Genomic DNA, 26,993 nt, shown 5'->3' with positions numbered 1-26,993 from the left:
GGCGTCAGAACAGCTCGTTCTTGACGGCGTCCTTGGCCTTTTCCTCGGCCGGCGTGCCGTGGCTGCCGCCCTCCAGGCTGTGCACGCCGCTGCCGGGCGGGTTCTCGGCGTAGTAGTAGTCGTCGCCGACCAGCATCAGGCCGTCGGGCACGGCGCGCTCCTCGATCGGGATGTTCTTCAGCGCCTTTTGCATGTAGTTGATCCAGATCGGCAGCGCCAGGCCGCCGCCGGTCTCGCGGTTGCCCAGGTTCTTCGGCTGGTCGTAGCCGATCCAGGCGATGCCCACCAGCTTGCTCTGGTAGCCGGCGAACCAGGCGTCGATCGAGTCGTTGGTGGTGCCGGTCTTGCCCGAGATGTCGGGGCGTTTCAGCACCAGCGCCTTGGTCGCCGTGCCGAAGCGCACCACGTCCTTCAGCATCGAATCCATCAGGTAGGCGTTGCGCTCGTCGATGACGCGGTTCTTCTCGTCGCCGGCCAGGTCGGGCGCGGCCTGCGACAGGATCTTGCCGTCGGCGTCGGTGACCTTGGCGATCAGGTAGGGGTTGACCTTGTAGCCGCCGTTGGCGAACACGGCGTAGGCGCCGGCCATCTGCAGCGGCGTGACGTTGCCGGCGCCCAGCGCCAGGGTCAGGTAGGGCGGGTTCTTCTCGGCGTCGAAGCCGAAGCGGGTGGCGTATTCCTGGCCGTACTTGGCGCCGATCTTGTGCAGGATGCGGATCGAGACCATGTTCTTCGACTTGGTCAGGCCGCGCCGCATGCTCATCGGCCCCTCGTACTTGTTGTCGTAGTTCTTGGGTTCCCAGGCCTGGCCGCCGGTCTGCCCGGCGTCGAAGGAGATCGGCGCGTCGTTGATGATGGTGGCCGGCGACAGGCCGCGCTCGAGCGAGGCCGAGTAGATGAAGGGCTTGAACGAGGAGCCCGGCTGGCGCCAGGCCTGGGTGACGTGGTTGAACTTGCTGCGGTTGTAGTCGAAGCCGCCGACCATGGCGCGGATGGCGCCGTCGGTGGTGCTGGCGGCGACGAAGGCCGACTCGATCTCCGGCATCTGGGTGACCAGCCAGTCCTTGCCCTCCTGCATGACGCGGATCACCGCGCCGCGGCGGATGCGCTTGTTCGGCGCCGCCTTCTCGGCCAGCCAGGAGCGGCCCATCTCCAGTCCGGCGCCGCTGATGGCGATCTCCTCGCCGGAGGCGGTGACGGCGGTGATCTTCTGCGGCGTGGCCTGCAGCACCATGGCGGCGACGATGTCGTCGCTGTCCGGGTGGTCGGCCAGCTCGGTCTCGATGGCGTCGTCGGCGTCCTCCTTGCGCGGCGGGATGTCGATGTAGGCCTCCGGGCCGCGGTAGGCGTGGCGCTTCTCGTAGTCCATCACGCCGCGGCGCAGCGCCAGGTAGGCGGCGTCCTGGTCGGCCTTGGTGATGGTGGTGAAGACGTTCAGGCCGCGCGTGTAGGTGTCCTCCTTGAACTGCTCGTAGACCAGCTGGCGCGCCATCTCGGCGACGTACTCGGCGTGCACGCCGAACTCGCTGCTGTCGGTCTTGACCTTCAACTGCTCGGCGCGGGCCTCCTCGAACTGCTTGTCGCTGATGTAGCCGAGCTGATGCATGCGCTGCAGGATGTATTGCTGGCGGGTGCGGGCGCGCTTCGGGTTGACCACCGGGTTGTAGGCCGACGGCGCCTTCGGCAGGCCGGCCAGCATGGCCGCCTCGGCCACCGTGATGTCCTTCAGGCTCTTGCCGAAATAGATCTGCGCGGCCGAGGAGAAGCCGTAGGCGCGCTGGCCCAGGTAGATCTGGTTCATATACACCTCGAGGATCTGGTCCTTGCTCAGGTTCTGCTCGATCTTCCAGGCCAGCAGCACCTCGTAGGCCTTGCGCTTGAGCGTCTGCTCGCTCGACAGGAAGAAGTTGCGCGCCACCTGCTGGGTGATGGTCGAGGCGCCCTGCTTGGCGCCGCCGGTGGCGTTGTGCAGGGTGGCGCGGACGATGCCGAGGTAGTCGACGCCGCCGTGCTCGTAGAAGCGGTCGTCCTCGATGGCCAGCACGGCCTTCTTCATCACGTCGGGGATGTCCTTGATGCGCACCAGGTTGCGGCGCTCCTCGCCGAACTCGCCGATCAGCACGTTGTCGGCCGAGAAGATCCGCAGCGGCATCTTCGGCCGGTAGTCGGTCAGGGTGTCGAGGTCGGGCAGGTTGGGGTAGGCCAGGGCCAGGCCGAACACCACCAACAGCACGCCGACCAGGGCCAGGCCGAGCATCGACAACATGGCCATCAGCAGGAAGCGTTTGGGTTGGGCGCCGCTGGCGGCGCCCTGCGGCGGGACGGGTGCTTGGGGAGTGGAACTGGTCATTTGGTTGTGCAATCTTTCACTGGCGCGAACGTTATCGTTTATCCGATTCATTATAAGCGAGCCTATGGGGCGACGGCGCGCCGCGCCCGAGGGCATGAAGATTTCCCAACTAGCAATAAAGCAACGCACTTGTCGAGCCGGCCACAAGCGCACCGCCGGCGTAGCGCCGGAGTGTGGCGAAACGCGCACACACGCTCAATCGTGCGCAATAGAAATACCTTTACACTCCAATTGCTTGGATTTAATGTAGTGTCTCAAGTAACGCAGGGAAAGCCCATAGGCGCGCATGCAATGTTGTCGCGCGCACCACGGCGGCGCCGCTTGCCGGCTTCCCATTGAAGCTTTCACTGTCGTTCACAGTTCGTTCACAGTTCGGTCTCAGCTACGTTTTAGATACGCGTTTTTCCACGCAGTTTTTCTAACGGGTCCTCCATGCTTAGAGTGCGAATGCCCATCCGGCGGCCAGGCCAGGTCGGCGCCGATCCGGCGCCGCCACGGCGGCGGGGGGCGTGCGCATGATGCTCGACCTGAAGGCCCTGCTGGGCCAGGGCAATGCGCCGCTGGTCGGCGTCGACATCAGCACCTCCTGCGTGCGCCTGGTCGAGCTGGCGCAGAACGGCAAGGAGGGCCTGCGGCTGGAGCGCTACGCCGCCGAGCTGCTGCCGCGCGGCGCCGTGGTCGACGGCAACATCGAGAACATGGACCAGGTGGTCGACGCCGTGCGCCGCGTCTGGAAGAAGAGCGGCAGCCGGGCCAAGCTGGCGGCGCTGGGCATGCCGCCGGCCTCGGTCATCACCAAGAAGATCATCCTGCCGGCCGGCATGTCGGAGGACCAGCTGGAGGTGCAGGTCGAGTCCGAGGCCAGCCAGTACATCCCCTTCGCCCTCGACGAGGTCAGCCTGGACTTCGACGTCATCGGCCCGGCCGCCAGCTCGCCCGAGGACATCGAGGTGATGCTGGCCGCCTCGCGCCGCGAGAAGGTGGAGGACCGCGTCGCCATCGCCGAGGCCTCCGGCCTGAAGGCCAGCGTGATGGACATCGAGTCCTACGCCGCGCGCGCCGCGCTGGTGCGCGTGGCCGACCTGGCGAAGGGCGGCGCCGGCCAGGTGCTGGCGCTGTTCCAGATCGGCGCCCAGGTGACCCACATCTCGATCCTGCTCGACGGCGCCACCATCTACGAGCGCGAGCAGGCCTTCGGCGGCAACAACCTGACGCAGGACATCGTGCGCGCCTACGGCATGGCCTTCGACGAGGCCGAGGCGCGCAAGAAGTCGGGCGAGTTGCCCGACAACTACGCCGGCGAGCTGCTGCAGCCCTTCCTCGAGAGCGCCGCGCTGGAGGTGACGCGGGCGATCCAGTTCTTCTTCACCTCGACGCCCTACACCCGGGTCGACCAGCTGTTCCTGGCCGGCGGCTGCGCCCTGCTCCCCGGCCTGGCCGAGCTGATCGCCGGGCGCAGCAAGATCGCCACCAGCGTGGTGGCGCCGTTCGCCGGCATGGCGCTGGGGCCGGCGGTGCGCGAGAGCCAGCTGCGCGCCGAGGCGGCGGCCTACCTGGTGGCCTGCGGCCTGGCGCTGCGGAGGTTCGGCTGATGATCAAAATCAACCTGCTGCCGCACCGCGAGGAGCGCCGCAAGCAAAGGAAGGCCGCCTTCTTCGCCCTGCTGGCGCTGGGCGCCATCGCCGGCGCCGCCGTGGTGCTGCTGGTGGGCGGCTACAACGCGCGCCGCATGTCGATCCAGAACGAGCGCAACCAGGTGATCAAGGGCGCCATCGTGGTGCTCGACAAGAAGATCGCCGAGATCGCCACGCTGAAGCAGGAGATCGAGGCGCTGAAGGCGCGCCAGCAGGCCGTCGAGGAGCCTGCAGGGCGACCGCAACCAGCCGGTCTACCTGATGGACGAGCTGGTCAAGCAGACCCCGGCCGGGGTCTACCTGAAATCCTTCAAGCAGGAGGGGCAGAAGGTCGCCGTGGGCGGCTACGCCCAGTCGCAGGAGCGCGTCTCCGAGCTGCTGCGCAACCTGGCCGGCGCCTCGCCGTGGCTGGAGCGGCCCGACCTGGTCGAGGTGCGCTCGACCGGACTGGGGCAGGGCAAGAGCGCCAAGAAGGTGGTCGAGTTCAACCTGACGGTGAACATCAAGCGGCCGCGCGACAAGGAGCTGCCGGACCAGTCCGCCAAACCCAAGCAACCCGGGCCCGCCGGCCGGGCCGTTCCATCCACCGCGCCCGGCCTGCCGCCGGCCGCGCCCTGAACGGGAGCCGAGATGGCCGACCTGAAACTCCTCGGGGCAGCGCTGGCGCAGCAGTTTCGCGGCCTGGGCCAGCGCCATCCCGGCCAGTGGCCGCTGGCGCCGCGCCTGCTGTGCGGCGTCGGCGTGATGGCGGCGGTGGTCGCGCTGGGCTATTTCGCCTATTGGAGCGGGCAGTTCGAGGAGCAGGAGGCGGCCGCCCAGGCCGAGCTCAAGCTGCGCGACGAGTACACCTTCAAGACCAACCAGGCGGTCAACCTGGAGGCGCTGCGGCGGCAGAAACTGCAGGTCGACCAGTACGTCGAGCGCTTGCAGAAGCAGCTGCCGAGCAAGGCCGAAATGGCCGCGCTGCTGTCGGACATCAACCAGGCCGGGCTGGGGCGCGGCCTGCAGTTCGAGCTGTTCAAGCCGGGCCAGGTGGTGGTGCGCGACTACTACGCCGAGCTGCCGATCGACATCAAGGTCAGCGGCAGCTACCACGACATCGGCGCCTTCGCCGGCGACATGGCCAACCTGCCGCGCATCGTCACGCTCAACAACATGAGCCTGGCCACCGGCAAGGACGGCGTGCTGACCCTGGACGCCGTCGCCAAGACCTTCCGCTACCTCGATCCGGAGGAGGTCAGCGCGCAGCGCAAGGCCATGGCCGACAAGAAAAAGGCGGAGAAGAAAAAATCATGACAGCGCCCGTTCCGCCCCGTGTCCTTCCCACCGCCGCCCGCGCCGCCGCCCGCGCCGCCGCCATGTGCCGCGCCGCGCCCGGCAGCGCCGCCCGCGGCCTGCCGCTGGCCGCCGCGCTGCTGGCGCTGGCCGGCTGCAGCGACAGCGACGTGCAGGAGGTGCGCCAGTGGATGAGGCAGGTCGACGGCCAGGCCCAGGTGTACGTGTCGCCGCTGAGCGCGCCGAAGACCTTCATCCCCTTCGCCTACGCCTCGGGCGAGGCGGTCGACCCCTTCAACCCGAACAAGCTGCTGGTCGAGCTGGCCAAGTCGGCCAACCGGGGCGGCGGCATCAAGCCGGACACCGAGCGGCGCAAGGAGTTGCTGGAGAGCTACCCGCTCGACACCGTCAAGATGGTCGGCACCATCGAACAGGGCGGCGTGGTCTACGCGCTGCTGCAGGTCGACCGCGCGGTGCACCAGGTGCGCAGCGGCCAGCACGTGGGCCAGAACTTCGGCCTGGTCACCGGCGTCTCCGAGAACGTGGTGAGCATCAAGGAAATCGTACAGGATGCGACCGGCGACTGGGTCGAACGCATGTCCCGGCTGGAGTTGCAGGAGAGTAAGGAGGGCGGCAAATGAACAAGGCACTGAGGACCGCGCGGCGCATGCCGACGCCGGCGTCGAGCGGGCCGGCGCGGCGGGCGGCCCGGACGGGCCGCGTGCTGGCGCCGCTGCTGGCGGCGCTGGCCGTGCTGGGCCTGTTGGCGGGCCTGCCGGCCCGGGCCCAGGAGGGCGCGCCGGCCGGCGCCGCCGGCCCGGCCGCAGCGGCGCCCGCCAGCGCGGCCGGCAACGCCATCGAGACGATCAGCGCCAACCAGCAGGGGTCGAACGTGATCGTCAAGATCACCCTGAGGGAGGCGCCGGCGCGGCTGCCGATCGGCTTCGCCATCACCAACCCGCCGCGCATCGCGCTCGACTTCGGCGCCACCGTCAACGCCACCGGCAAGAACACCCTCGACCTGGCGCTGGGCGATCTGCGCAGCGTCAACGTGGTGCAGGCCGGCGAGCGCTCGCGCCTGGTGTTCAACCTCAAGCGCAGCCTGAACTACGCCACGGCGCTCGACGGCAGGGCGGTCATCCTGACCATCGACGGCTCCGGCGGCCTGGCCCAGGCGGTCGACGCCAGCGGCATGCCGGTGGTGGCCAAGCCGGCCGCCGGCTCGGCCACGGCCGCCGCCAAGGCGCCGGCGCGGCAGTTGCTGCGCGATATGGACTTCCGCCGCGGCAGCAACGGCGAGGGCCGCATCGTGGTCGACCTGCCCAACAACCAGGTGGCGGTCGACGTGCGCCAGGTGGCCGCCGGCGTGGTGGTCGACTTCATCAAGACGGGGCTGCCGGAGAGCCTGCGGCGGCGCCTCGACGTGCGCGATTTCGGCACGCCGGTGACGCAGATCACCACCGTGCCGCAGGGCGACAACACGCGCCTGACGGTCGAGGCCAAGGGCCTGTGGGAGCAGAGCGTCTACCAGAGCGACACCCAGCTGGTGATCGACATCAAGCCGATCAAGGAGGACCCCAACAAGCTGGCCCAGGGCACCCAGGGCTACCGTGGCGAGAAGCTGTCGTTCAACTTCCAGAACGTCGAGGTGCGCGCCGCGCTGCAGGCCATCGCCGACATCTCCGGCCTGAACATCATCACCAGCGACAGCGTGGCCGGCAACCTGACGCTGCGCCTGCGCGAGGTGCCGTGGGACCAGGCGCTCGACGTGGTGCTGCAGGCCAAGGGCCTGGACATGCGCAAGAACGGCTCGGTGCTGTGGATCGCCCCCAAGGAGGAGCTGCTGACCAAGGAGAAGCTCGAGCTCGAGCAGCGCGCCCAGATCGCCGACCTGGAGCCGCTCAAGTCGGAGATCTTCCAGCTCAACTACCAGAAGGCCGACGCCTTCAAGACCGTCTTCGGCCTCGAGGGCGGCGGCGCCGACGCCAAGAACCGCGTGCTGTCCAAGCGCGGCAGCGCGATCATCGAGCCGCGCACCAACCAGCTGTTCGTCACCGACATCGCGGCCAAGATCGAGGACATCCGCAAGCTGATCGCCAAGACCGACATCGCCTCCAAGCAGGTGCTGATCGAGGCGCGCATCGTCGAGGCCAGCGACTCGTTCACCCGCAACCTGGGCGCCAAGCTGGGCTTCGCCGACCTGCGCACCATCCGTGGCGGCGACAGCGGCTACCAGTTGGGCAACGGCAACACGCGGATCGGCGTCGGCGGCAACCTGACCGGCATCGGCGAGGTGACCGGCCAGATCAAGCCGACCGACGCCAGCTACAACAACACCCAGTTCGTCAACCTGCCGGCCGCGCCGATCAACGGCGCCGCCGCCGGCAGCCTGGCCATCAGCCTGTTCTCCTCGGTGGCCAACCGCTTCCTCAACCTGGAGCTGTCGGCGCTGGAGGCCGACGGCACCGGCAAGATCATCTCCAGCCCGCGCGTCGTCACCGCCGACAAGGCCATCGCCCTGATCGAGCAGGGCATCGAGCTGCCCTACCAGGTGGCCACCAGCAGCGGCGCCACCTCGATCGTGTTCCGCAAGGCCAACCTGCGGCTGGAGGTGACGCCGCAGATCACGCCGGACGGCAACGTGGTGCTCGACGTCGACGTCAACAAGGACAGCGTCGGCCAGGAGACCCGCGCCGGCTTCGCCATCGACACCAAGCACGTCAAGACCCAGGTGATGGTCGAGAACGGCGGCACGGTGGTGCTGGGCGGCATCTACCAGCAGATCGAGCGCAACTCGGTGAGCAAGGTGCCGCTGCTGGGCGACGTGCCGGTGCTGGGTTATTTGTTCAGGAACAACAGTAGAACCAACGACAAGACCGAACTTCTGGTGTTTATTACACCGAAGATAGTCGCCGAGCGCCTCTCCACCCGATAAAATGCGAACAGTTCCTTGGGAACGATAGGGTAATCCGATGAATATCAGCACACACAGCCTCACCCGCCCCCTCACCGCCCCCTTCCTCGGCTGGCGCGGTGCGCTGGCCTGCGCCTGCGCGGCCGGCCTGCTGGCCGCCTGCGGCGGCGGCGGCGGCTCGGCCGGCACCAACAGCAACGGCGTGGCGCCGTCGAAGGCGGCCTCGGTGGTGCTGATCGCCAGCGCCGAGACGATAGACTCGTCCGGCCTGGACGGCAGCGAGGTGACGCTGACGGCCATCGTCAAGGACGCCAACAGCAACGTGCTGCCCGGCGAGACGGTCGATTTCAAGGCCGACTCCGGCAACATCAGCAGCACCACCCGCATCACCAACGCCAACGGCGCGGTGGTCGAGAAGCTCAACGTCAAGGGCAACCCGGCGCCGCGGGTGATCAGCATCACCGCCAGCGCCGGCGGCGCCGTCTCGGCGCCGGTCAAGGTGACGGTGGTGGCGGTGCCGGCGCCGGTGCCGACCCTGACCCTGACCACCACCAGCGGCACGCTGGCCTCGTCCGGCGCGGCCGGCTCGGAGGTCACCGTGTTCGCCCTGGTCAAGGATTCCAGCAACACCGTGGTGCCCGGCGTGAAGGTCAACCTGAGCGTCGACTCGGGCAGCCTGAGCCTGACCAACCGCACCAGCGACGCCAACGGCATGGTCAGCGAGAAGCTCAGCACCGGCAACGACCCGAGCTCGCGCCTGATCCACGTCAGCGCCAGCGCGGCCGGCGCCAAGACCACCAGCACGGTGGTGACGGTGGCCGGCACCAAGCTCAGCATCAACGCCGCCGGCACCGTCAACCTGGGCGCCAGCACCGACGTCACCGTCAAGCTGGTCGACTCGGCCGGCAACGCGCTCAACGGCAAGGCGGTCAGCTTCCGCTCGGGCGCCAACACCCTGGCCGTCAAGGGCGGCGGCGCCGCCGCCACCAACACCGCCGGCCAGCTGACCCTGAGCTACACGGCCGCCGGCGGCACCGGCGACACCATCACCGTGACGGCGCTGGGCGAGACGGCCAGCGTGCCGATCCAGATCAGCGCCTCGAATTTCTTCGTCAACGTGGTCGACGGCGCCGGCGCGCCGCTGGCCTTGGCGGCGATCAACCAATGCCACGCCGTGGCCATCCACAACGACAACGGCGGCGTGGCGCAGGGCGGCACCGTCAGCCTGAGCACCTCGCGCGGCACGGTCTACGCCGACGCGGCCTGCGCCAGCCCGCTCACCACGCCGCTGGCCCTGGCCGGCGGCAACGCCACCGCCTTCCTCAAGGCGGCCAACCCCGGCGTGGCCACGCTGACGGCGAGCGCCAGCGCCGACGCCAGCTCGGTGCAGGGCAGCGTCGAGTTCTACGCCGCGCTGCCGGCCGGCGCCACCATCAGCGTGCAGGCCGACCCGGCCGTGGTGGGCGCCAACACGCCCGGCGGCAGCAGCCAGCAGGCCACCATCCGCGCCACCGTGCGCGACGGCAGCAGCGAGAAGAACCTGGTGCGCTTCGCCCAGGTGGCCTTCTCCATCGTCAGCGACCCGAGCGGCGGCAGCCTGACCCAGCCCTCCCTGGTGACCACCGGCGCCGACGGCTCGGCCTCGGTCAGCTACATCGCCGGCAGCTCGGACACCAAGCTCGACGGCGTGCAGATCCGCGCCCAGCTGCAGGGCGCCTCGACCGCCTCGGCGACCGCCTCGCTGACGGTGGCCAAGCGCTCGCTGTTCATCACCGCCGGCACCGGCAACACCGTCGGCGTGCCCAACCCGGCCACCTACCAGGTCGACTATTCGGTGTTCGTCACCGACGCGGCGGGCAACCCGGTGCCGGGCGTCAACATCACCGGCTCGGTGCGGCCGCGCAACTTCTACAAGGGCAGCCTGTACTTCGAGGGCACCGACGGCCCCTGGGCCTACAGCTCGAACCCGCTGCTGCAACCGAAGGCCTGCCTCAACGAGGACGTCGACAGCGACGGCCAGCTGTCCGGCGGCGAGGACATCAACGGCAACCGCGCGCTCGACCCGGGCATCCCGATCACCGTCTCGCCGGCCGCCACCACCACCGACGCGCGCGGCCAGGCCACCGTCTCGCTGCTGTACCCGCGCGACCGCGCCAACTGGCTCGACGTCGACCTGACCATCCGCGGCCAGGTGTCCGGCACCGAGGCGCGCTACGTCGGCTACATCAAGCTGATCGGTCTGAGCACCGATTATTCCACCCACAATATTTCGCCGCCGGGGCGCGACAGCCCCTACGGCACGGTGCTTAGTTGCACCAGTCCAAACTAGTACTGGAAGTCAATGCAAAATGTTTTCTTAGTCGGGCTGATGGGCGCCGGAAAAACCACCATCGGTCGCATTCTGGCCCGCAAGCTGGGCATGCGTTTCATCGATTCCGACCACGAGATCGAGGCCCGCACGGGCGCCTCGATCCCGTGGATCTTCGAGATCGAGGGCGAGCCGAGTTTCCGCCGCCGCGAGGCCGAGGTGATCGGCGAACTCAGCGCCCAGCAGGGCATCGTGCTGGCCACCGGCGGCGGCGCCATCCTCGACCCGGCCAGCCGCGCCTTCCTGGCCGCGCGCGGCACGGTGATCTACCTGCGCGCCTCGGTCAACAGCATCCTCAGCCGCACCGCCCACGACAAGAGCCGGCCGCTGCTGCAGACCGCCGATCCGCGCCGCAAGCTGGAGGAACTGCTGGCCCAGCGCGAGCCGCTGTACCTGGAAATCGCCGACGTCGTCATCGACACCGGCCGACCTAACGTACAATCGATGGTCCAAACCATTTTGCAGCACCTCGACAGCCTGGCCTGCCAGGCGGCGCCGAACTGCTACACACAAGCCGAACCTTCGATGACCGAGCAAACCACCATCCTCCTGAACGTCGACCTGGGCGAGCGCAGCTACCCCATCTCGATCGGCCCCAACCTGCTGAACGACGGCGCGCTGCTGGCGCGCCACGTCAACGGCGGCAAGGTCGCCATCGTCACCAACAGCACCGTCGCGCCGCTCTACCTGGAACGGGTCGAGCAGGGCCTGCGCGCCGCCGGCAAGCAGGTCATCGCCATCGTCCTGCCGGACGGCGAGGAGCACAAGAACTGGACCAGCCTGATGGCCATCTTCGACGCCCTGCTGGCCGCCAAGGCCGACCGCAAGACCACCCTGGTGGCGCTGGGCGGCGGCGTGATCGGCGACCTGACCGGCTACGCGGCGGCCAGCTACATGCGCGGCGTCGACTTCATCCAGGTGCCGACCACGCTGCTGTCGCAGGTCGACTCCTCGGTCGGCGGCAAGACCGGCATCAACCACCCGCTGGGCAAGAACATGATCGGCGCCTTCTACCAGCCGCGCGCCGTCATCGCCGACACCGCCACGCTGGAGACGCTGCCGGCGCGCGAGCTGTCGGCCGGCCTGGCCGAGGTGATCAAGCACGGCGCCATCATCGACGCCGCCTTCTTCGACTGGATCGAGGCCAACATCGCCCTGCTGGTGGGCCGCGACAAGGGCGCGCTGGCCTACGCCATCGCCCGCTCCTGCGAGATCAAGGCCGAGGTGGTGCGCCAGGACGAGCGCGAGGGCGGCCTGCGCGCCATCCTCAACTTCGGCCACACCTTCGGCCACGCCATCGAGGCCGGCCTGGGCTACGGCCACTGGCTGCACGGCGAGGCGGTCGGCTGCGGCATGGTGATGGCGGCCGATTTGTCGGCCCGCATGGGCCTGGTCGAGCCGGCCACCGTCGAGCGCGTGCGCGCGCTGGTGGCCGCCGCCGGCCTGCCGGTCAAGGCGCCCGACCTGGGCATAGAGCGCTGGCTCGAGCTGATGGAGGTCGACAAGAAGAACGAGGGCGGCGCCATCAAGTTCATCCTGCTCAAGCCGCTGGGCAGCCCGAGCATCACCCACGCGCCGCAGGAGCTGCTGCTGGCGACGCTGGCCGCCGCCGTCTGATGGCGCCGGACGCCCACCTGGCGCCCTACGCGGCGCACTCGGCGACGGGGGGGGGGCGCCGCCACGCCGAGGCGGCGCACGCCTCGCGCAGCCAGTTCCAGCGCGACCGCGACCGCATCATCCACTCCTCGGCCTTCCGCCGCCTGGAGTACAAGACCCAGGTCTTCCTCAACCACGAGGGCGACCTGTTCCGCACCCGCCTGACGCACAGCCTGGAGGTGGCCCAGGTGGGCCGCTCGATGGCGCGCAACCTGCGCCTGAACGAGGCACTGGTCGAGGCCATCTCGCTGGCGCACGACCTGGGCCACACGCCCTTCGGCCATGTCGGCCAGGACGTGCTGAACGAATGCATGAAGCAGCACGGCGGCTTCGAGCACAACCTGCAGAGCCTGCGCGTGGTCGACGAGCTGGAGGAGCACTACGGCGCCTTCGACGGCCTGAACCTGATGTTCGAGACGCGCGAGGGCATCCTCAAGCACTGCTCGCTGACCAACGCCAAGCTGCTCGGCCCGGTGGCGCAGCGCTTCATCGACCGTACCCAACCCTCGCTGGAGGCGCAGCTGACCAATTTGGCCGACGAGATCGCCTACAACAGCCACGACATCGACGACGGCCTGCGTTCCGGCCTGATCACCATCGAGCAGCTCGAGCAGGTCGACTTCTTCGCCCGCCTGTGGCACGACGTGCAGCGCACTTTCCCCGGCCTGTCCGGCCGGCGCGCCATCTACGAGACCTTGCGCCGCCTGATCACCGCGCTGGCCGACGACTTGATCGCCACCTCCGGCCAGCTGCTGTTGGCCGCCGCGCCGGCCGACATCGACGCGGTGCGCGCCGCGCCGCCGCTGATCCGCTTCTCCGACGCCATGCGCAAGGACGCGACGGAGCTGAAGCGCTTCCTGCGCGCCAACCTGTACCAGCACTACCAGGTCAACCGCATGCGGGTGAAGGCCAGCCGCATCGTGCGCGAGCTGTTCGAGGCCTTCATCAGCGACCCGGTGCTGCTGCCGCCCGACTATCTGGTGGCCTCGGGCGACGCCCAGCAGCAGGCGCGCAAGATCGCCGACTACATCGCCGGCATGACCGACCGCTACGCCATCCGCGAGCACCGCCGCCTGTTTTCGCTCGACGAGCTGTAGGCCGGCGTAGCACAATATCCAAGCTAAGTAAATTGGCAATTCCCCGGGCTTGCCGCCAATAAGTCCCAATATCCGCAGGGCAACTTCCTTCCTATCATGGTAGCCAGTCAATAAGGCTGTCGTGTAGAGCAAAGGAGGTCATGTGATTGAATCCCGCCGCAAATTCTTGCGCGCCTTGCCGGCCATCAGCGCCGGCGTGGCGCTGGCGCCCGCGCCCGCCATCGGCGCCACGGGCAAGGGCAAACAGCGCTGGGCCATGGTGGTCGACGTGCGCAAGTGCATCGGCTGCCAGGCCTGCACCGTCTCCTGCATCATGGAGAACGCCGTGCCGGAAAACAGCTTCCGCACCATCGTCTCGACCTACGAGGTGAAGGACGGCAAACAGTGCGGCACCTACATGCTGCCGCGCCTGTGCAACCACTGCGAGCAGCCGCCCTGCGTGCCGGTGTGCCCGGTCGGCGCCACCTTCCAGCGCGGGGACGGCGTGGTGGTGGTCGACGGCGAGCGTTGCGTCGGCTGCGCCTACTGCGTCCAGGCCTGCCCCTACGACGCCCGCTTCATCAACCACGACACCGGCAAGGCCGACAAGTGCACCTTCTGCGCCCACCGCGTCGACGTCGGCCTGCTGCCGGCCTGCGTCGAAACCTGCGTCGGCGGCGCCCGCATCTTCGGCGACTTGAACGATCCGCACAGCGAGGTGCGCCGCCTGCTCGACGCCAACGAGGTCAAGGTGCTCAAGCCGGAGATGAACACCGAGCCGCACGTCTTCTACCTCGGCCTCGACGCCCGCTTCGAAGGCCGCGTCGAGGGCGAGGCCAGCCTGTGGCAACCCAGCCACCACGGGGAGTAAGCATGGACAGCCAGATCACCGAAGTGCTCAACGTCACGCGCGAAGCGTCGTGGCTGCCGTGGGCCGTGCAGTACTTCTTCCTCATCGGCCTCAGTTACGCCAGCTTCATGCTGACGCTGCCTTACTTCGTCTTCGGCCGCGCCCACCTGGAGCGGCTCGGCCGCCTGTCGCTGCTGGCCGCGCTGGCCTGCGGCGTGGCCGCGCCGGTGGCCCTGCTGGCCGACCTGCACGGGCCGGGCCGCTTCTACCACTTCTACCTGTACTTCCAGCCGCGCTCGTGGATGGCCTGGGGCTCCTTCTTCATCCCGCTGTACCTGGGCGGCCTGCTGCTGTACGCCTGGCTGGCGCTGCGCGCCGACCTGGCCGCCTGGGGCGCCTCCGGCCGCGCCGGCGCGCGCTGGTATCGGCTGGCGGGGCGGGGCGGCCGCGCCTCGCGCGGCGCGCTGGCCGGCGCCGCGGCGCTGACCATGTGCGGCGTGCTGGCGCTGGCGCTCTACACCGGCATGGAGGTGGCCGTGGTGCGCGCCCGGCCGCTGTGGCACACGCCCTTCCTGCCGGCGCAGTTCGTCGCCACGGCGGCGGTCGGCGCGCTCGGCCTGGCGCTGCTGTTCAACCGCTACCTCGGCGCGCAAGACCGCCGCCTGGAGCTGGCGCTGAACCGCGCGCTGGCCTTGAGCCTGGCGCTGGTGCTGGCGCTGGGTGGCGGCTGGTTGTACGTCAGCCTGTCCGGCCTCAGCCCGGTGCACAGCGCCGCCTTCAACCAGGTGGCCGGCGCGCCGGCCTGGCAGTTCAGCGCCGTGTGGGCGGTGCTGGCCACCGTCGCGCCGATGGCGCTGGCGGTCTGGCGTCCGGCCACCAGCGGCCTGTTCAACGGCATCGTCGCGCTGCACAGCGCCTGGATGATGCGCTGGACCATCTTCATCGGCGGCCAGGCGATCCCCAAGACCGGCGCCGGCCTGTACGACTACCAACTGCCGCTGGGCAGCGACGGCCTGCTCGGCATCGCCGGCACGCTCGGCCTGTGGCTGGTGCTGCTGATCGTGATGCTCGACTACCTGCCCTGGGCCGGCGCCAAGCGCGTCCGCCCCGATCCGGCCGATCCCGTCGCCCCCGTCGGCACGGCGGCGATTCACTAGGAGATGACCATGCAAGACAAACGACGCGGCTTCCTGCGCAACGCCGCCCTGGGCGGCGGCCTGACCGCCTTCGCCGCCAGCTTCTCGACCACCGCCGGCCGCATGCTCGACCACGTGCGCGGCAAGGACGCGCCGCACAGCAAACTGCACGGCAATTCGCTGGCGCCCGAGTTCTCGGTCGACCCGGCCAGCGGCAAGCTCAGTGTGAACCCGCAGCAGCAGGTAAGCTACACCATGTGCATGGGCTGCACCACCTTCTGCGGCGTGCGCGTGCGCATCGACAAGGCCGACGGCAAGGTGCTGCGCGTCGCCGGCAATCCCTACAGCCCGATGTCGGCCGACCCTGCGCTGCCCTACCAGACGCCGATCCGCGCCAGCTTCGTCGCCTTGTCGCGCTTCCAAGAGAAGGCCTGGCCGGCCGCTCGACCGCCTGCGGCCGCGGCAACGCCGTCATCGAACAGATGGATTCGCCGTTCCGCGTGCTGGCGCCGATGAAGCGGGTCGGCCCGCGCGGCGGCGGCCGTTGGCAGCCGATCGCCTTCGACCAGCTGGTGCGCGAGATCAGCGAGGGCGGCGACCTGTTCGGCGAAGGCCCGGTGCAGGGCCTGCGCGCGCTGCGCGACCTGAGCACCGCCATCGACCCGCGGCAGCCGGCGCTGGGGCCGCGCGTCAACCAGGTGGGCCTGATGGCCAGCACCGACGACGGCCGCATGGCCTTCGTCGACCGCTTCTTCAAGCAGTCCTACGGCAGCCTGAACCTGGTCAACCACGGCAGTTATTGCGGTGGCGCCTACCGCTCCGGCTCGGGCGCCATGTTCGGCGACCTGAAGAAGATGCCGCACGCGAAGGCGGACCTGGAGAACGTCGAGTTCTGCCTGTTCGTCGGCACCGCGCCGGGCAACGCCGGCAATCCGTTCAAACGCCAGGGCACCTTGCTGGCCAAGGCGCGCGCCGGCGAGCGCGCGTTCAACTACGTGGTGGTCGACCCGGTGCTGAGCAACGCCGACAGCCTGGCCTCCGGCGAGCGCAGCCGCTGGGTGCCGATCAAACCCGGCACCGACGGCGCGCTGGCGATGGCGATGATTCGCTGGATCATCGAGCAGCAGCGCTACGACCAAAACTTCCTCGTGCAGCCGAATTTGAAGACGGCCGAGGCGGCCGGCGAGGCGGCGTGGAGCAACGCCACCCACCTGGTCATCGTCCAGCCGGGCCACCCGCGCGACGGCCGCTACGCGCGCGGCTCGGACATGGGCATGGTCCTGCCGGAGGAGCAGCGCCACCAGGAGCAGGACCCGTTCGTGGTGTTCGACGTGGCCAGCCAGAAGCCGCTGGCGCACAACGCCGCCAGCGGCCCGGCCGAGCTGTTCTTCAACGCCGAGCTGGCGCTGGACGGCCAGCCGCTGCATCTGAAGAGCGCGATGACGCTGCTGCGCGAGGAGGCCGAGCGGCACACGCTGGCCGAGTACGCGCAAGCCTGCGGCGTGCCGGAGACGGTGATCGTCGGCCTGGCGCGCGAGCTGACCAGCCACGGCAAGCGCGCCGCCGTCAACGCCCACGGCGGCATGATGGCCGGCAGCGGCTTCTACAACGCCTACGCGCTGGTGATGCTCAACACGCTGATCGGCAATTTGAACCGCAAGGGCGGCACGCTGATCAACGGCGGCACATTCAAGGACGCCGGCCCCGGCCCGCGCTACAACCTGGAGAGCTTCGCAGGCCAGGTCAAACCGAGCGGCACGCCGCTCGGCCGCAACGCCGCCTACGAGAAGAGCGCCGAGTTCCAGCGCAACAAGGCGGCCGGCGCCGCCTACCCGGCGCGCGCGCCGTGGTATCCGAACGCGCCGGCGCTGGCCACCGAGTGGCTGACCGGGGCGATGAACGGTTATCCATACGGACTGAAGGCGCTGATCCTGTGGAGCTGCAATCCGCTGTACGGCGTGCCCGGTTTGCGCACGCAGATCGGCCGCGACCTGGCCGATCCGGCCAAGCTGCCGTTGATCGTCGCCGTCGATCCCTTCATCAACGAGACCAACGCCTTCGCCGACTACCTGGTGCCCGACTCGCTGCTGTACGAGAGCTGGGGCTGGGCCGGCGCCTGGGGCGGCGTGGCGGTGAAGATGAGCACGGCGCGTTGGCCGGTGGTCGAGCCGAAGGCCGACAAGCTGGCCGACGGCCAGGCCATCGGCATGGAGACGCTGTTCCTGGCGCTGGCCAAGACGATGCAGCTGCCCGGCTTCGGCCCGGCCGGCCTGAGCGACGCCGACGGCAAGCCGTGCGCGCTGGAACGGCCGGAGCATTGGTATCTGCGCGGCGGCGCCAACATCGCCTACCAGGGCAAGACCGCCGTGCCCGAGGCCAGCGACGACGACATCGCCTTGTCCGGCCTGGCCCGCATCCAGCCGCTGCTGGAGGCCACGCTCAAGCCGGAGGAGTGGCGCAAGGTGGCCTTCATGCTGGCGCGCGGCGGCCGCTACCAAAGCTACGGCGAGATGTTCGGCGTGCGGCTGCCGCCGGCGCCTGCGCCAGCTTCCTCTGGCGCCGCCGCTGCCACCGCGCGCGGAACGCCGGCAGCAGCGGGGGCCGTGCCGCCGCCCGCGCTGCCGCCATACCCGGCTGATTGGTCGACCCACCGCTACACCAAGCCGATGATGGTCTACAACGAGAACCTGGGCGTCAGCCGCAGCAGCATCACCGGCAAGCGCTTCGCCGGCACGCCGGCCTGGCGCGAGCCGGCCTTCGCCGACGGCACGCCGCTGCGCGCCAGGTATCCCGAGGCGGAGTGGCCGCTGCAGCTGATCAGCTTCAAAGTCGGCGCTGCACAACTCCTACAGCATCGGCGCGCGCCGTCTGCGCGGCATCAAGCCGGACAACCCGGTGGCGCTGCACCCGGACGACGCGGCAAGCCTCGGCCTGCGCAGCGGCGACGCGGTGTATCTGGAGACGCCGGGCGGCCGGGTCAAGGCGACGGTGGCGCTGCGCCACGGCGTGCAGCGCGGCGTGGTGGCGGTGGAGCACGGCTTTGGTCACCGCGAGATGGGCGCGCGGGCGCACCGCCTCGGCAAGGAGATGCGGCCGCACGACAAGGCCATCGCCGCCGGCGTCAACCTGAACGATGTCGGGCTGAGCGACCCGACCCGCAAGGGGCACAATGTGTATGTCGATCCGGTGTCCGGCACCGCCGTGCGGCAGGGGCTGCCGGCGCGCATTGTGCGCGCTTGATCTAGTCCAGCTGGCCGCTTGTCATGAGCAGGCGCGCCACCTCGGCCGCCGAGCGCACGCCGAGCTTGGCCAGCGCGTTGTGGCGGTGCACCTGCACCGTCTTTTCACTGATCGCCATGTCCATGGCGATGACCTTGTTGGCCTTGCCGCTGGCCACCGCCTGCGCCACCTCGCGCTCGCGCGCGGTCAGCGTGTCGAACGCGTTGTGGGCGGCGCGCGCCTGCGCGTCCTGCGTCGCTTCGCGCACGCTGCGCGCCACCGCGCGCGTGACGGCGTCCAACAGCACCTGGTCCTTGCAGGGCTTCTCCAAAAAGTCGCTGGCGCCGGCCTTCATCGCCTGCACCGCCATCGGCAAGTCGCCGTGCCCGCTGAGGAAAATCACCGGCAGCTTGATGCCGCGCTGTTGCAGAAGCGGTTGCAGCTCGAGCCCGCTCATCAAGGGCATGCGCACGTCGAGCAGCAGGCAGCCGGGCACGTGGCCGGTGTAGTTGTCGAGGAAGGCGCGGGCCGACTCGAAGGTCTCGACGCGCCAACCGCCGGCGTCGAACAGGTAGGCCAGCGAGCGGCGCATCGCGGCGTCGTCGTCGACCACATACAGGATTGCATCGCTTTCGTTCATGGCGTTTCCGTTAGGTCCAAATTGGGCAGGGTGAGGCAGACGCTCAGGCCGACGCCGTCGTCGTTGGGGCGCGCCGACAGCGTGCCGCCGAATGATTCCATGATGCCCTTGCTGAGCGACAGGCCGAGGCCCAGGCCTTCCGCCTTGGTGGTGAAAAAAGGTTCGAACAGGCGCGCGAACTGCTCTGGTGCCAGACCGCAGCCGCGATCGCGCACGCACACCTGCCAGTCGCGCCCGAGGGCGCGCAGGGTGACGGCGAGCGGCGTCTCGCCGGCGCCAGTGCGAGCCTCGGCGCCGGCGTCATCTGCGCCGCGCTGGGCGTCGAGCGCGTTCTTCAGCAGGTTCAAGGCCACCTGCTGGATCTGCAGCGCGTCGGCCAGCACCGGCGCCGGCGCGCCGGCCTGCCAGTCCACCCGCGCCTGCGGATGGGCGGCGCGGAACAGCGCCACCGCCTCGTCCATGACTGCCGTCAGGTCGAGGCGCCGCCGCTCCGGCGCGCGCTTCTGCGCCAGCGCGCGCACCTTGCGCATGATGTCGGCGGCGCGCTCGCTTTGCGCGGCGATCTCGTTGGCACCCTCCAGCAGCGGCGCCGTCTCGGTGCGGCCGGCGGCGATGCGGCGCGCCATGCCACGGGCGAAATTGCCGATCGCCGCCAGCGGCTGGTTCAGTTCGTGGGCGATGGCGCTGGCCATCTCGCCGAGGATGGCCAGCCGCGCCGTGTGGTCCAGCGCCGCCTGGCGCGCCTGCGCCTCCTCGGCCATGCCGCGCTCGCGCTGCTGTGCGGCGAGCAGCTCGGCGCTGCGCTTGGCCACCAGCTGCTCGACCCGCACCGTGTGCACCGCCCACAGCACCAGCAGGCCGAGCGCCAGCAACAGCAGGCCCCAGTAGCGCCGCAGCGCCGTCTCGAAGGTCCACTGGCGCAGGTAGTCGTAGGGGCCGATGCGCAGCTCGCGGAACAGCTCGTCGACGCTGCCGTAGTCGCTCGGCACGGCCCAGCTGTAGCCGTCGGCCGTCGGCGCCATGGTCAGCAGCGCCACCGCCACCTGGCGCGACAGGGCCGGCGCGGTGTGGCGCAGCGCGGCGAAGGGCCAGTCCGGATACAGGCGCGACGAGCTTTGGCAGGACGAGCCGGGGTGCGGCAGCGGCGCCAGCACGCGCAGCTCGCCGGCGCCCAGTTCGCCGCTGCGTATCATCTGTTCGAGCAGGCAGCTGCGCACGATGCCGGCGTCGGCGCGGCCGGCGCGCACCGCCAGCAAAATCTGCTGCGTGGGGAAGCCGTTGAACTGCAGGCGGTCCAGGTCGCGCTCGGGATCGACGCCGGCGGCGAGCATTTCGCGCGCGGCGATCTGGTAGCCGCCGAAGGCCTCCGGCGCCACCGCCAGCACGTGCTTGCCGGCCAGCTCGGCGAGCGAGCGCAGGGCGGCGTCGCGCCGCACCACGACGGCCGAGCCGATCGCCAGCTGTGGCGAGGCCGACCACGGCGAGGCCAGCGTGGCGATGCGGCTGGCGCCGTCGTCCTGCTCCAGCATGGCGTAGTGGCCGCTGCTGGTGATGATGAAGTCGACCGTCCGCGCGCGCACGGCGGCGGTCAAGCCGGGCTGGTCGAAGTCGAGCAGCTCGACGCTGCGGCCGGGCAGCCGCGTTTGCAGCCACTGGCGCAGGCGCGACCAGTCGCGCTGCACCGCCTCCGGCCCCTTGTAGGCCAGCACGCCGATGCGCACAGTTGTGTCGTCGTGCGCGCCGTTCTGCGGCTGGGCATGGGCCGGCAGGCCGAGCGCGAGCAGTGCGGCCAGCGTCAGCGACGCCAGCGTCGCCATGCGGCTAGAGCGGGCAGGGTGGCGCGCCGCGCGCACTAGAAGGCCATGCGCGACTGCGCCGCTCCGGCGTCGCCGCACAATTCCAGCATCAGTTTTTTGATCGGCGCCGGCAGCGGCGCCTCGGCGATGCGCGCGCCGTCGTACCAGACGTAGCCGGCCTCGCCGACCGCGTCGAGCCGGCGTGCCAGCGTGACGCGGTAGGGCGCGATGTGCAGCTTGTAGTGGGTGAACACGTGGGTGATAGTCGACAGCCTCTCGTGCGACTCCAGCTCGCCGAAGCGGGCCACCGCCATGCTCAGCGCGGCGTGGTCGGCCGGCGCAATGTTGCCGTCCTCGGCCAGCGTGTGGCCGTCCAGCTCGGGCAGCGACAGCAGGCCGCCCCAGATGCCGCTGTCGGGCCGCTGCTGCAGCAGCACCTGGCCGCGATCCATCAACACCAGCATGGTGGCGTGCTTCTCCGGGCTGGCCTTCTTCGGCTTGCGCACCGGCAGATCCTTGACGCGGTCGGTGGCCAGCGCCACGCAGCGCGCCTGCAGCGGACAGCGGCCGCAGTCCGGGCTGCTGCGCGTGCACAGCGTGGCGCCCAGGTCCATCAGGCCCTGCGTGTACGACTCGATGCCTTGCTCGGGCAGCAGCGCCTCGGCGCGCCGCCACAGCGCCTCCTCGACCTTTTTCTCGCCGGGGTAGGCGGCGATGCCGAAGCTGCGCGCGAAGACGCGCTTGACGTTGCCGTCCAGGATGGCGGCGCGGGTGCCGTTGGCGAAGGCGGTGATGGCCGCCGCCGTCGAGCGGCCGATGCCGGGCAGGTCGGCCAGCAGCGCCTGCTCGACCGGGAACACGCCGTCGTACTCGGCCACCACGCGTTGCGCGCACTTGTGCAGGTTGCGCGCGCGGGTGTAGTAGCCCAGGCCGCTCCACTGCGCCATCACGTCCTCGACCGGCGCGGCGGCCAGGTCGCGCAGCGTGGGGAAGCGTTCGAGGAAGCGGGCGTAGTAGCCCAGCACGGCGGCCACCTGGGTTTGCTGCAGCATGATCTCGGACAGCCAGATCAGGTAGGCGTCGCGGGTGTTCTGCCACGGCAGCACGTGGCGGCCGTGCTGCTGTTGCCAGCCGATGACGGCGGCGGAAAAACTCGGGTCGATCAACTCTTCTTGCGGCGCCGCGCCCGGGGCCATGCCCGGGCTTGGCGAGTGCTGCTGACGCTTCATGCCGTTCCTTGTGTTCTTGTGCGCGCTGCTGATGTGCGCTGCATGTGTATTGGATGTGTATTGAATGTGCGCTGGATGTGTGTCATGCGCGTTATGCCGCCGCGTCGAGCGCGACGAATTCGGCCTTGACGGCGCTGTTGATGGCGCCGGCCAGCTCGCCCAGCCGCGCCCGCTGCTCGTCGAGCGCGCGCTGGCTGGCCTCGAAGGCGTCGATCTTTTGCTCCAGGCTGTCGGTGGCGTCGTGGATGCGCTGGATCGAGGCCTGGCGGTGCTTCAACTGGTCCTTGTGCTGGCGGATCTGCGCCTCCAGCGGCGCCATGATGACGCGCAACCAGGCGTCGGCGTCGTCGTTGGCGGCCTTGAAGCAGCCGCGCACGCGCGAGGCGATGGTGTCGAAGAACTTCTCCATCACCACCACGCGGCTGGTGGTGAGCAGCGTGGCGGTGCCGAACTGCTTGAAGTAGACCGCCTCGATGCCGTCGATCTCCTCGCGGTAGCGCTGCAGCGAGAACGGCATCGGCAGCGCCAGCGACAGGCCGTGCTCGTTGGAGAAGCGGCGGTACATCACGCCCATCATCTCGGCGATCTCCACCGTCTTGCGGTCGGAGGCGTCGAGGTTGGCGCGCACCCGCTCGAAGTACTGGCGCATCGCCTCGCGCACGCCGATGAAGAAGCGGCTGCGCTGCATCTGCTCGCGCACCTGGTCGATGTCGTCGCGCACGATGTCCATGCCCAGGCTGGTGTACAACTCGGTCGACAGGCGGGTGAACACGGCGCGCGTGGCCTGCAGCTTGAACAGGCTGGCGTCGAACTCCTTTTTCTCGACCTCGATGCGGCGCATCATGTGGGCGATCACGTTCTGGTTCTTGCCGCGCAGGCTTTTCAGCTCGTGCAGTTGCTCGACCACGCCGCGCGTGCGCGCCGCCAGCAGCGATTGCTGGGCGCCGCCCAGCGCCTGCAGGTCGGCCGCCAGCTGCTGGCGGATCAGCTCCTTCTTGGCCGGGATCAGCTGGTTGAACAGCGCCCCCTCCAGCGCGTGCAGGCGGCTGCGCGCCTGCAGCGCGACGTCGCGCGTGATCTTGCCCACCAGCGCCTTCTGCGCCGACACCGGGAACACCTGGCCCGGCTCGAGCGCCAGCATGTGCGCCACGCTGGCCTGCTGGCGGTCGATCTCCTGGTTGATCTCGTCCTCGCTGCGCAGCTCGTCCCACATGCTGTCGATCTTGTTGAGCACCACCAGGCGGCCCGGCCCGGCGCCGATGTGGTTGCGCCAGACCTCGATGTCGCTCTTGGTCACGCCGGTGTCGGCGGCCAGGATGAACAGCACGGCGTGGGCGTTGGGCAGCAGGTTCAAGGTCAGCTCGGGCTCGGTGCCGATGGCGTTCAGGCCCGGCGTGTCGAGGATCACCAGGCCCTGCTTGAGCAGCGGGTGGGGGAAGTTGATGATGGCGTGGCGCCACAGCGAGATCTCCACCCGGCCGGCGGCGTCCTGGGTGACGGCGGCGTCCGGGTCGCTGTCGTCGTACAGGCCGTAGCCGCGCGCCTCGTCGACGCTGGCCAGGCGGGTGCGGCAGACCTCCTTGAGCACCTCGTGCATGTCGGCGCCGGCCTCCAGGTTCAGCGGCAGGGTGGTCCAGGCGGCCGGATTGTCGCGGTAGTCGCTGGTCGACAGGTTGTCGGCCCGCGTTTCGATCGGCAGCAGGCGGATCGACGGCGGGAACGCCGGGTCGTACAGCAGCTCGGTCGGGCACATGGTGGTGCGCCCGGCCGCCGAGGGCAGGATGCGCTGGCCGTAGTCGGCGAAGAAGATGGCGTTGATCAGCTCGGACTTGCCGCGCGAGAACTCGGCGACGAAGGCCACCGACAGCTTGTCGTCGGCCAGCCGGGCCAGCGTGCGGGCGAGGCGCTGCTCGGTGGCGGCGTCGGCCAACCCGGCCTCGAGCACCCAGGCCTGGTAGTTGCGCAGGGCCGTGGCGAGGCCCTGGCGCCAGGCGCCGTACTGTTCGATATCGCGCATCATCATGCTCACTTGGTCTCCACCCGGCCGGCCGGCGCCGTCATTTTTGACAATTCACACAATAGAAGGTCGAACGCTGCCCCTGTTTGATCTGGCGCACCGGCGCGCCGCAAACACGGCAGGGCACGCCTGCACGATCATAGACGAAATACGATTGCTGGAAGTAACCGGACTGGCCGTTGACGCTGATAAAGTCGCGCAAGGTGCTGCCGCCCTGCACGATGGCCTCGGCCAGCACCGCGCGGATGGCCTGGGCCAGCTTGTCGTAGCGCGCCAGGCTGATGCGCCCGGCCGCCGTCTTCGGATTGATGCCGGCGCGAAACAGGCTTTCCGAGGCGTAAATATTGCCCACGCCGACGACGATGTCGCCCGCCATCAGCGCCAGCTTGACGGCGGTGTTGCGCCCGCGCGTGCGCTGGTGCAGCAGCTGGCCGGAAAAGCCGTCCTCGAGCGGCTCGACGCCCAGGCCGCGCAGCAGCGCGTGGTCGGCCAGCGCGCCGTCGGCGTTGGCGTGCCACAGCACGGCGCCGAAGCGGCGCGGGTCGGTCATGCGCAGCACCTGCGGGCCGTCCGCGCCGGCCATCACCAGGTCGAAGTGGTCGTGCTTCTGCGCCGCCACCCCGCAGGGCAGGATGCGCAGGTGGCCGGACATGCCCAGGTGGACGATCAGCGTGCCGTGGGCGAAGTGGATCAGCAGGTATTTGCCGCGCCGCCCCGTCAAGCCGACCGTGTGGCCGGGCAGCGCCTGCGGCAGGTCGGCCGGGAAGGGCCAGCGCAGGCCGCTGCGGCGCAGCACCACCGCCTGCACGGCGCGGCCCTCGAGGTAGGGCGCGACGCCGCGCCGGGTGACTTCAACTTCTGGCAGTTCTGGCATCTGGATGGCAAATCACGTGAAAAGTGGGGGGCGGCGGCGTAGCGGGACGGAATATTTGGTTACACTACGAGCATTCGGCTTTACATGCGAAGGGCGTAGAATCTGCCGTTAGCCCGACCATGCCGCCAGACTTGCCAGGACCATCCTTTGAAAAACGCATTCGCCATTGTAACCCTCTCCGCTTTGCTGTCGGCCTGCGCCGTCGGCCCGCAACGGCCGGCCGACGCGCCGCCCGCCGCCGAGCCGGTGGAGAGCGTCGAGGCCGCCGCAGCCGCCGAGGCCGCCAAGCTGGCGGCCGAGCCGCCGGCGCCGGCGGCCGAGCCGCTGCCCGGCGTCGAGCTGACCAGCGACCTGCTCTACAAGTTGACCAAGGCCGAGCTGGAGTTCAAGCGCGGCCAGTGGCAGGCCCGCTACATCACCCTGATGGCGCTGGCCCAGCAGACCCGCGACCCGCGCCTGGCGCGCCGCGCCGCCGAGATGGCGCTGGCCGCCAAGCAGGGCGGCGAGGCGCTGGCGGCGATCCGCCTGTGGCGCCAGCTGGCGCCCGACTCCGAGGACGCGGTGCAATACTTCCTCGGCTTCGCCGTGCTCGGCGACGACCTCAGCGAGGCCGAGCAGATCTTCAGCCAGCGCCTGCAGGCCAGCACGCCGGCCGCGCGCGGCCTGGCCATGTTCCAGATGCAGCAGTTCCTGCTGCGCGCCAAGGACAAGGGCGCCGCCTTCGCCCTGCTCGACCGCGTGCTGCAACCCTACGGCGCGACGCTGGAGGCGCACCTGGTGCTGGCGCAGAGCGCCTACAGCATCGGCGACGCCGCCCGCGCGCGGCTGGAGGCGGCCGAGGCGCTGCGGCTCAAGCCGGAGTCCGAGCTGGCCGTGCTGACGGTGGCCCAGGTCTCGCCCGACATCGACAGCGCCGCCAAGATCCTCACCGGCTTCCTCGAGCGCCACCCGCAGGCGCGCGAGGTGCGCGCCGCCTACGCCCGCATCCTGGTCGACAACAAGCAATACCTGCCGGCGCGCAAGGAGTTCCTGTCCCTGCTGAAGGAGCAACCGGACAACCTGGCCACGCTGTACGCGCTGGGCGTGACCTCGATGCAGAGCAATGACGTGGCCGGCGCCGAGGACTACTTCAAGCGCTTCATCGGCGTGCTGGGCGACCGTCCCGGCGACGAGCGCGACCCCTCCAAGGTGCTGCTGATCCTGGCCCAGATCGCCGAGGAGCGCGGCGACGTCGACGCCGCCACCGGCTGGCTCGACAAGATCGAAAGCGGCGACGCCCGGCTCTACCTGACGGCCCGCCTGAAGCGCGCCCAGTTGACCGCGCGCAAGGGCGACATCGACGACGCCCGCAAGCAGCTGGCCGAGCTGAACACCGCGGACCCGGCCGAGCAGGCGCAGATCGTCCAGGCCGACGCGCAGATCCTGCGCGACGCCGGCGACACCCGCACCGCCTTCGTGGTGCTGGAGAACGCGCTCAAGCGCTTTCCCGGCCAAGCCGACCTGCTGTACGACCACGCCCTGGCGGCCGAGAAGCTGGGCCGGCTCGACGTGATGGAGGCCAGCCTGCGCCAGGTGATCGCCGCCGCGCCGGACAACCACCACGCCTACAACGCGCTGGGCTACTCGCTGGCCGAGCGCAATGTCCGCCTCGACGAGGCCTACGCGCTGATCGACAAGGCGCTGCAGATGGCGCCGACCGACCCCTTCATCATGGACAGCATGGGCTGGGTGCAGTTCCGCCTGGGCCACCTCGACCTGGCCGAGGAGCTGCTGCGCCGCGCCTACGGCCTGCGCAGCGACCCGGAGATCGCCGTGCACCTGGGCGAGGTGCTGTGGACCAAGGGCGACAAGGGCGGCGCGCACAAGCTGTGGCAGGAGGCGCACAGCAAGGACCCGAAGAACGACGCCCTCAAGAGCACGCTGGCGCGCCTCAACACCAGCCTGTGATAGCTTCCAAGC

General features: G+C 69.7%; 18 protein-coding genes and 2 pseudogenes. 14 read left to right on the top strand and 6 right to left on the bottom strand.

Annotated features, from left to right (window positions below; genetic code table 11):
* Nucleotides 1-4 precede the first annotated feature (4 nt).
* Nucleotides 5-2,350, bottom strand: coding sequence for a penicillin-binding protein 1A (locus QC826_RS27060; RefSeq protein ID WP_279763228.1), 2,346 nt, complete (start codon nucleotides 2,348-2,350; stop codon nucleotides 5-7).
* Between the two features lie 518 nt (nucleotides 2,351-2,868).
* Here QC826_RS27060 and QC826_RS27055 point away from each other — a divergent pair.
* The 13 genes and pseudogenes from QC826_RS27055 (at nucleotide 2,869) to QC826_RS31825 (ending at nucleotide 18,499) form a co-directional block, all read left to right on the top strand.
* Complete coding sequence (locus QC826_RS27055; protein WP_279766615.1) at nucleotides 2,869-3,942, top strand: pilus assembly protein PilM; 1,074 nt, start codon at nucleotides 2,869-2,871, stop codon at nucleotides 3,940-3,942.
* Nucleotides 3,942-4,602, top strand: a pseudogene (locus QC826_RS27050) (PilN domain-containing protein). Before QC826_RS27055 ends, QC826_RS27050 begins: the two are co-directional and overlap by 1 nt.
* Before the next feature lie 12 nt (nucleotides 4,603-4,614).
* On the top strand, nucleotides 4,615-5,280 hold the full coding sequence (locus tag QC826_RS27045) for a type 4a pilus biogenesis protein PilO (RefSeq protein WP_093390485.1): 666 nt from the start codon (nucleotides 4,615-4,617) through the stop codon (nucleotides 5,278-5,280).
* Nucleotides 5,277-5,900, top strand: coding sequence for a pilus assembly protein PilP (locus tag QC826_RS27040; protein WP_313872816.1), 624 nt, complete (start codon nucleotides 5,277-5,279; stop codon nucleotides 5,898-5,900). The genes QC826_RS27045 and QC826_RS27040 overlap by 4 nt, the downstream gene beginning before the upstream one ends.
* Entirely contained in the window at nucleotides 5,897-8,194 is a 2,298-nt protein-coding gene (gene pilQ / locus QC826_RS27035; RefSeq protein WP_279763227.1) for a type IV pilus secretin PilQ, read from the top strand. Before QC826_RS27040 ends, pilQ begins: the two co-directional genes overlap by 4 nt.
* Before the next feature lie 37 nt (nucleotides 8,195-8,231).
* Complete coding sequence (locus QC826_RS27030; RefSeq protein ID WP_279763226.1) at nucleotides 8,232-10,502, top strand: Ig-like domain-containing protein; 2,271 nt, start codon at nucleotides 8,232-8,234, stop codon at nucleotides 10,500-10,502.
* Between the two features lie 12 nt (nucleotides 10,503-10,514).
* On the top strand, nucleotides 10,515-12,158 hold the full coding sequence (gene aroKB, locus QC826_RS27025) for a bifunctional shikimate kinase/3-dehydroquinate synthase AroKB (RefSeq protein ID WP_279763224.1): 1,644 nt from the start codon (nucleotides 10,515-10,517) through the stop codon (nucleotides 12,156-12,158).
* Entirely contained in the window at nucleotides 12,158-13,294 is a 1,137-nt protein-coding gene (locus QC826_RS27020) for a deoxyguanosinetriphosphate triphosphohydrolase (RefSeq protein ID WP_279763223.1), read from the top strand. The genes aroKB and QC826_RS27020 overlap by 1 nt, the downstream gene beginning before the upstream one ends.
* Before the next feature lie 142 nt (nucleotides 13,295-13,436).
* Complete coding sequence (gene dsrO, locus QC826_RS27015; RefSeq protein WP_409567720.1) at nucleotides 13,437-14,144, top strand: sulfate reduction electron transfer complex DsrMKJOP subunit DsrO; 708 nt, start codon at nucleotides 13,437-13,439, stop codon at nucleotides 14,142-14,144.
* 2 nt (nucleotides 14,145-14,146) lie between these two features.
* Entirely contained in the window at nucleotides 14,147-15,280 is a 1,134-nt protein-coding gene (gene nrfD / locus QC826_RS27010; RefSeq protein ID WP_279763222.1) for an NrfD/PsrC family molybdoenzyme membrane anchor subunit, read from the top strand.
* Between the two features lie 9 nt (nucleotides 15,281-15,289).
* Nucleotides 15,290-15,775 carry a hypothetical protein gene (locus QC826_RS27005; RefSeq protein ID WP_279763221.1) on the top strand — a complete coding sequence of 162 codons (486 nt, stop codon included), beginning with the start codon at nucleotides 15,290-15,292 and terminating at the stop codon, nucleotides 15,773-15,775.
* Nucleotides 15,742-17,373, top strand: a pseudogene (locus QC826_RS31830) (molybdopterin-dependent oxidoreductase); the annotation flags it as partial. The gene QC826_RS27005 and the pseudogene QC826_RS31830, both read left to right, overlap by 34 nt.
* A 781-nt stretch (nucleotides 17,374-18,154) precedes the next feature.
* A complete protein-coding gene (locus tag QC826_RS31825) occupies nucleotides 18,155-18,499 on the top strand; it encodes a molybdopterin dinucleotide binding domain-containing protein (RefSeq protein ID WP_409567905.1) in 345 nt (114 codons plus the stop codon).
* Nucleotide 18,500: 1 nt separating this feature from the next.
* Here QC826_RS31825 and QC826_RS26995 read toward each other — a convergent pair whose 3' ends face one another.
* From QC826_RS26995 to mutM, 5 genes are all read right to left on the bottom strand, one after another.
* Nucleotides 18,501-19,118 carry a response regulator transcription factor gene (locus QC826_RS26995; protein WP_279763219.1) on the bottom strand — a complete coding sequence of 206 codons (618 nt, stop codon included), beginning with the start codon at nucleotides 19,116-19,118 and terminating at the stop codon, nucleotides 18,501-18,503.
* The gene (locus tag QC826_RS26990; RefSeq protein ID WP_279763218.1) at nucleotides 19,115-20,935 is read right to left on the bottom strand and encodes a sensor histidine kinase; all 1,821 of its coding nucleotides are present in this window, start codon (nucleotides 20,933-20,935) and stop codon (nucleotides 19,115-19,117) included. Before QC826_RS26990 ends, QC826_RS26995 begins: the two co-directional genes overlap by 4 nt.
* A gap of 35 nt (nucleotides 20,936-20,970) precedes the next feature.
* Nucleotides 20,971-22,143 carry an A/G-specific adenine glycosylase gene (gene mutY / locus QC826_RS26985; RefSeq protein WP_409567719.1) on the bottom strand — a complete coding sequence of 391 codons (1,173 nt, stop codon included), beginning with the start codon at nucleotides 22,141-22,143 and terminating at the stop codon, nucleotides 20,971-20,973.
* Nucleotides 22,144-22,234: 91 nt separating this feature from the next.
* Nucleotides 22,235-24,163: a dynamin family protein gene (locus tag QC826_RS26980; protein WP_279766611.1), complete on the bottom strand. Its 1,929-nt coding sequence runs from the start codon at nucleotides 24,161-24,163 to the stop codon at nucleotides 22,235-22,237.
* 37 nt (nucleotides 24,164-24,200) lie between these two features.
* A complete protein-coding gene (gene mutM / locus QC826_RS26975) occupies nucleotides 24,201-25,034 on the bottom strand; it encodes a bifunctional DNA-formamidopyrimidine glycosylase/DNA-(apurinic or apyrimidinic site) lyase (protein ID WP_279763217.1) in 834 nt (277 codons plus the stop codon).
* Between the two features lie 147 nt (nucleotides 25,035-25,181).
* Between mutM and QC826_RS26970 the strand changes: the two genes are divergently transcribed.
* Nucleotides 25,182-26,981 (top strand): tetratricopeptide repeat protein, encoded by a 1,800-nt coding sequence (locus QC826_RS26970; protein WP_279763216.1) that lies wholly within the window; start codon nucleotides 25,182-25,184, stop codon nucleotides 26,979-26,981.
* The last annotated feature ends 12 nt before the right edge of the window (nucleotides 26,982-26,993 follow it).

The sequence above is a fragment of the Rugamonas sp. DEMB1 genome (assembly GCF_029834475.1).
Lineage (GTDB): Bacteria > Pseudomonadota > Gammaproteobacteria > Burkholderiales > Burkholderiaceae_D > Rugamonas > Rugamonas rubra.
The sequence above is the reverse complement of the archived record's forward strand: the minus strand, read 5'-3'. Positions and strand labels throughout refer to the sequence as shown.

Bases quoted from the DNA above. Each gene is read 5' to 3' on its own strand.
- QC826_RS27060 (WP_279763228.1), bottom strand. From the start codon at position 2,350: ATGACCAGTTCCACTCCCCAAGCACCCGTCCCGCCGCAGGGCGCCGCC.
- QC826_RS27040 (WP_313872816.1), top strand. From the start codon at position 5,277: ATGACAGCGCCCGTTCCGCCCCGTGTCCTTCCCACCGCCGCCCGCGCC.
- QC826_RS27020 (WP_279763223.1), top strand. From the start codon at position 12,158: ATGGCGCCGGACGCCCACCTGGCGCCCTACGCGGCGCACTCGGCGACG.
- QC826_RS26990 (WP_279763218.1), bottom strand. From the start codon at position 20,935: ATGGCGACGCTGGCGTCGCTGACGCTGGCCGCACTGCTCGCGCTCGGC.
- QC826_RS26980 (WP_279766611.1), bottom strand. From the start codon at position 24,163: ATGATGCGCGATATCGAACAGTACGGCGCCTGGCGCCAGGGCCTCGCC.
- aroKB (WP_279763224.1), top strand. From the start codon at position 10,515: ATGCAAAATGTTTTCTTAGTCGGGCTGATGGGCGCCGGAAAAACCACC.
- nrfD (WP_279763222.1), top strand. From the start codon at position 14,147: ATGGACAGCCAGATCACCGAAGTGCTCAACGTCACGCGCGAAGCGTCG.
- QC826_RS27045 (WP_093390485.1), top strand. From the start codon at position 4,615: ATGGCCGACCTGAAACTCCTCGGGGCAGCGCTGGCGCAGCAGTTTCGC.
- mutY (WP_409567719.1), bottom strand. From the start codon at position 22,143: ATGAAGCGTCAGCAGCACTCGCCAAGCCCGGGCATGGCCCCGGGCGCG.
- QC826_RS27055 (WP_279766615.1), top strand. From the start codon at position 2,869: ATGCTCGACCTGAAGGCCCTGCTGGGCCAGGGCAATGCGCCGCTGGTC.
- QC826_RS26995 (WP_279763219.1), bottom strand. From the start codon at position 19,118: ATGAACGAAAGCGATGCAATCCTGTATGTGGTCGACGACGACGCCGCG.
- QC826_RS27005 (WP_279763221.1), top strand. From the start codon at position 15,290: ATGCAAGACAAACGACGCGGCTTCCTGCGCAACGCCGCCCTGGGCGGC.
- mutM (WP_279763217.1), bottom strand. From the start codon at position 25,034: ATGCCAGAACTGCCAGAAGTTGAAGTCACCCGGCGCGGCGTCGCGCCC.
- pilQ (WP_279763227.1), top strand. From the start codon at position 5,897: ATGAACAAGGCACTGAGGACCGCGCGGCGCATGCCGACGCCGGCGTCG.
- QC826_RS27030 (WP_279763226.1), top strand. From the start codon at position 8,232: ATGAATATCAGCACACACAGCCTCACCCGCCCCCTCACCGCCCCCTTC.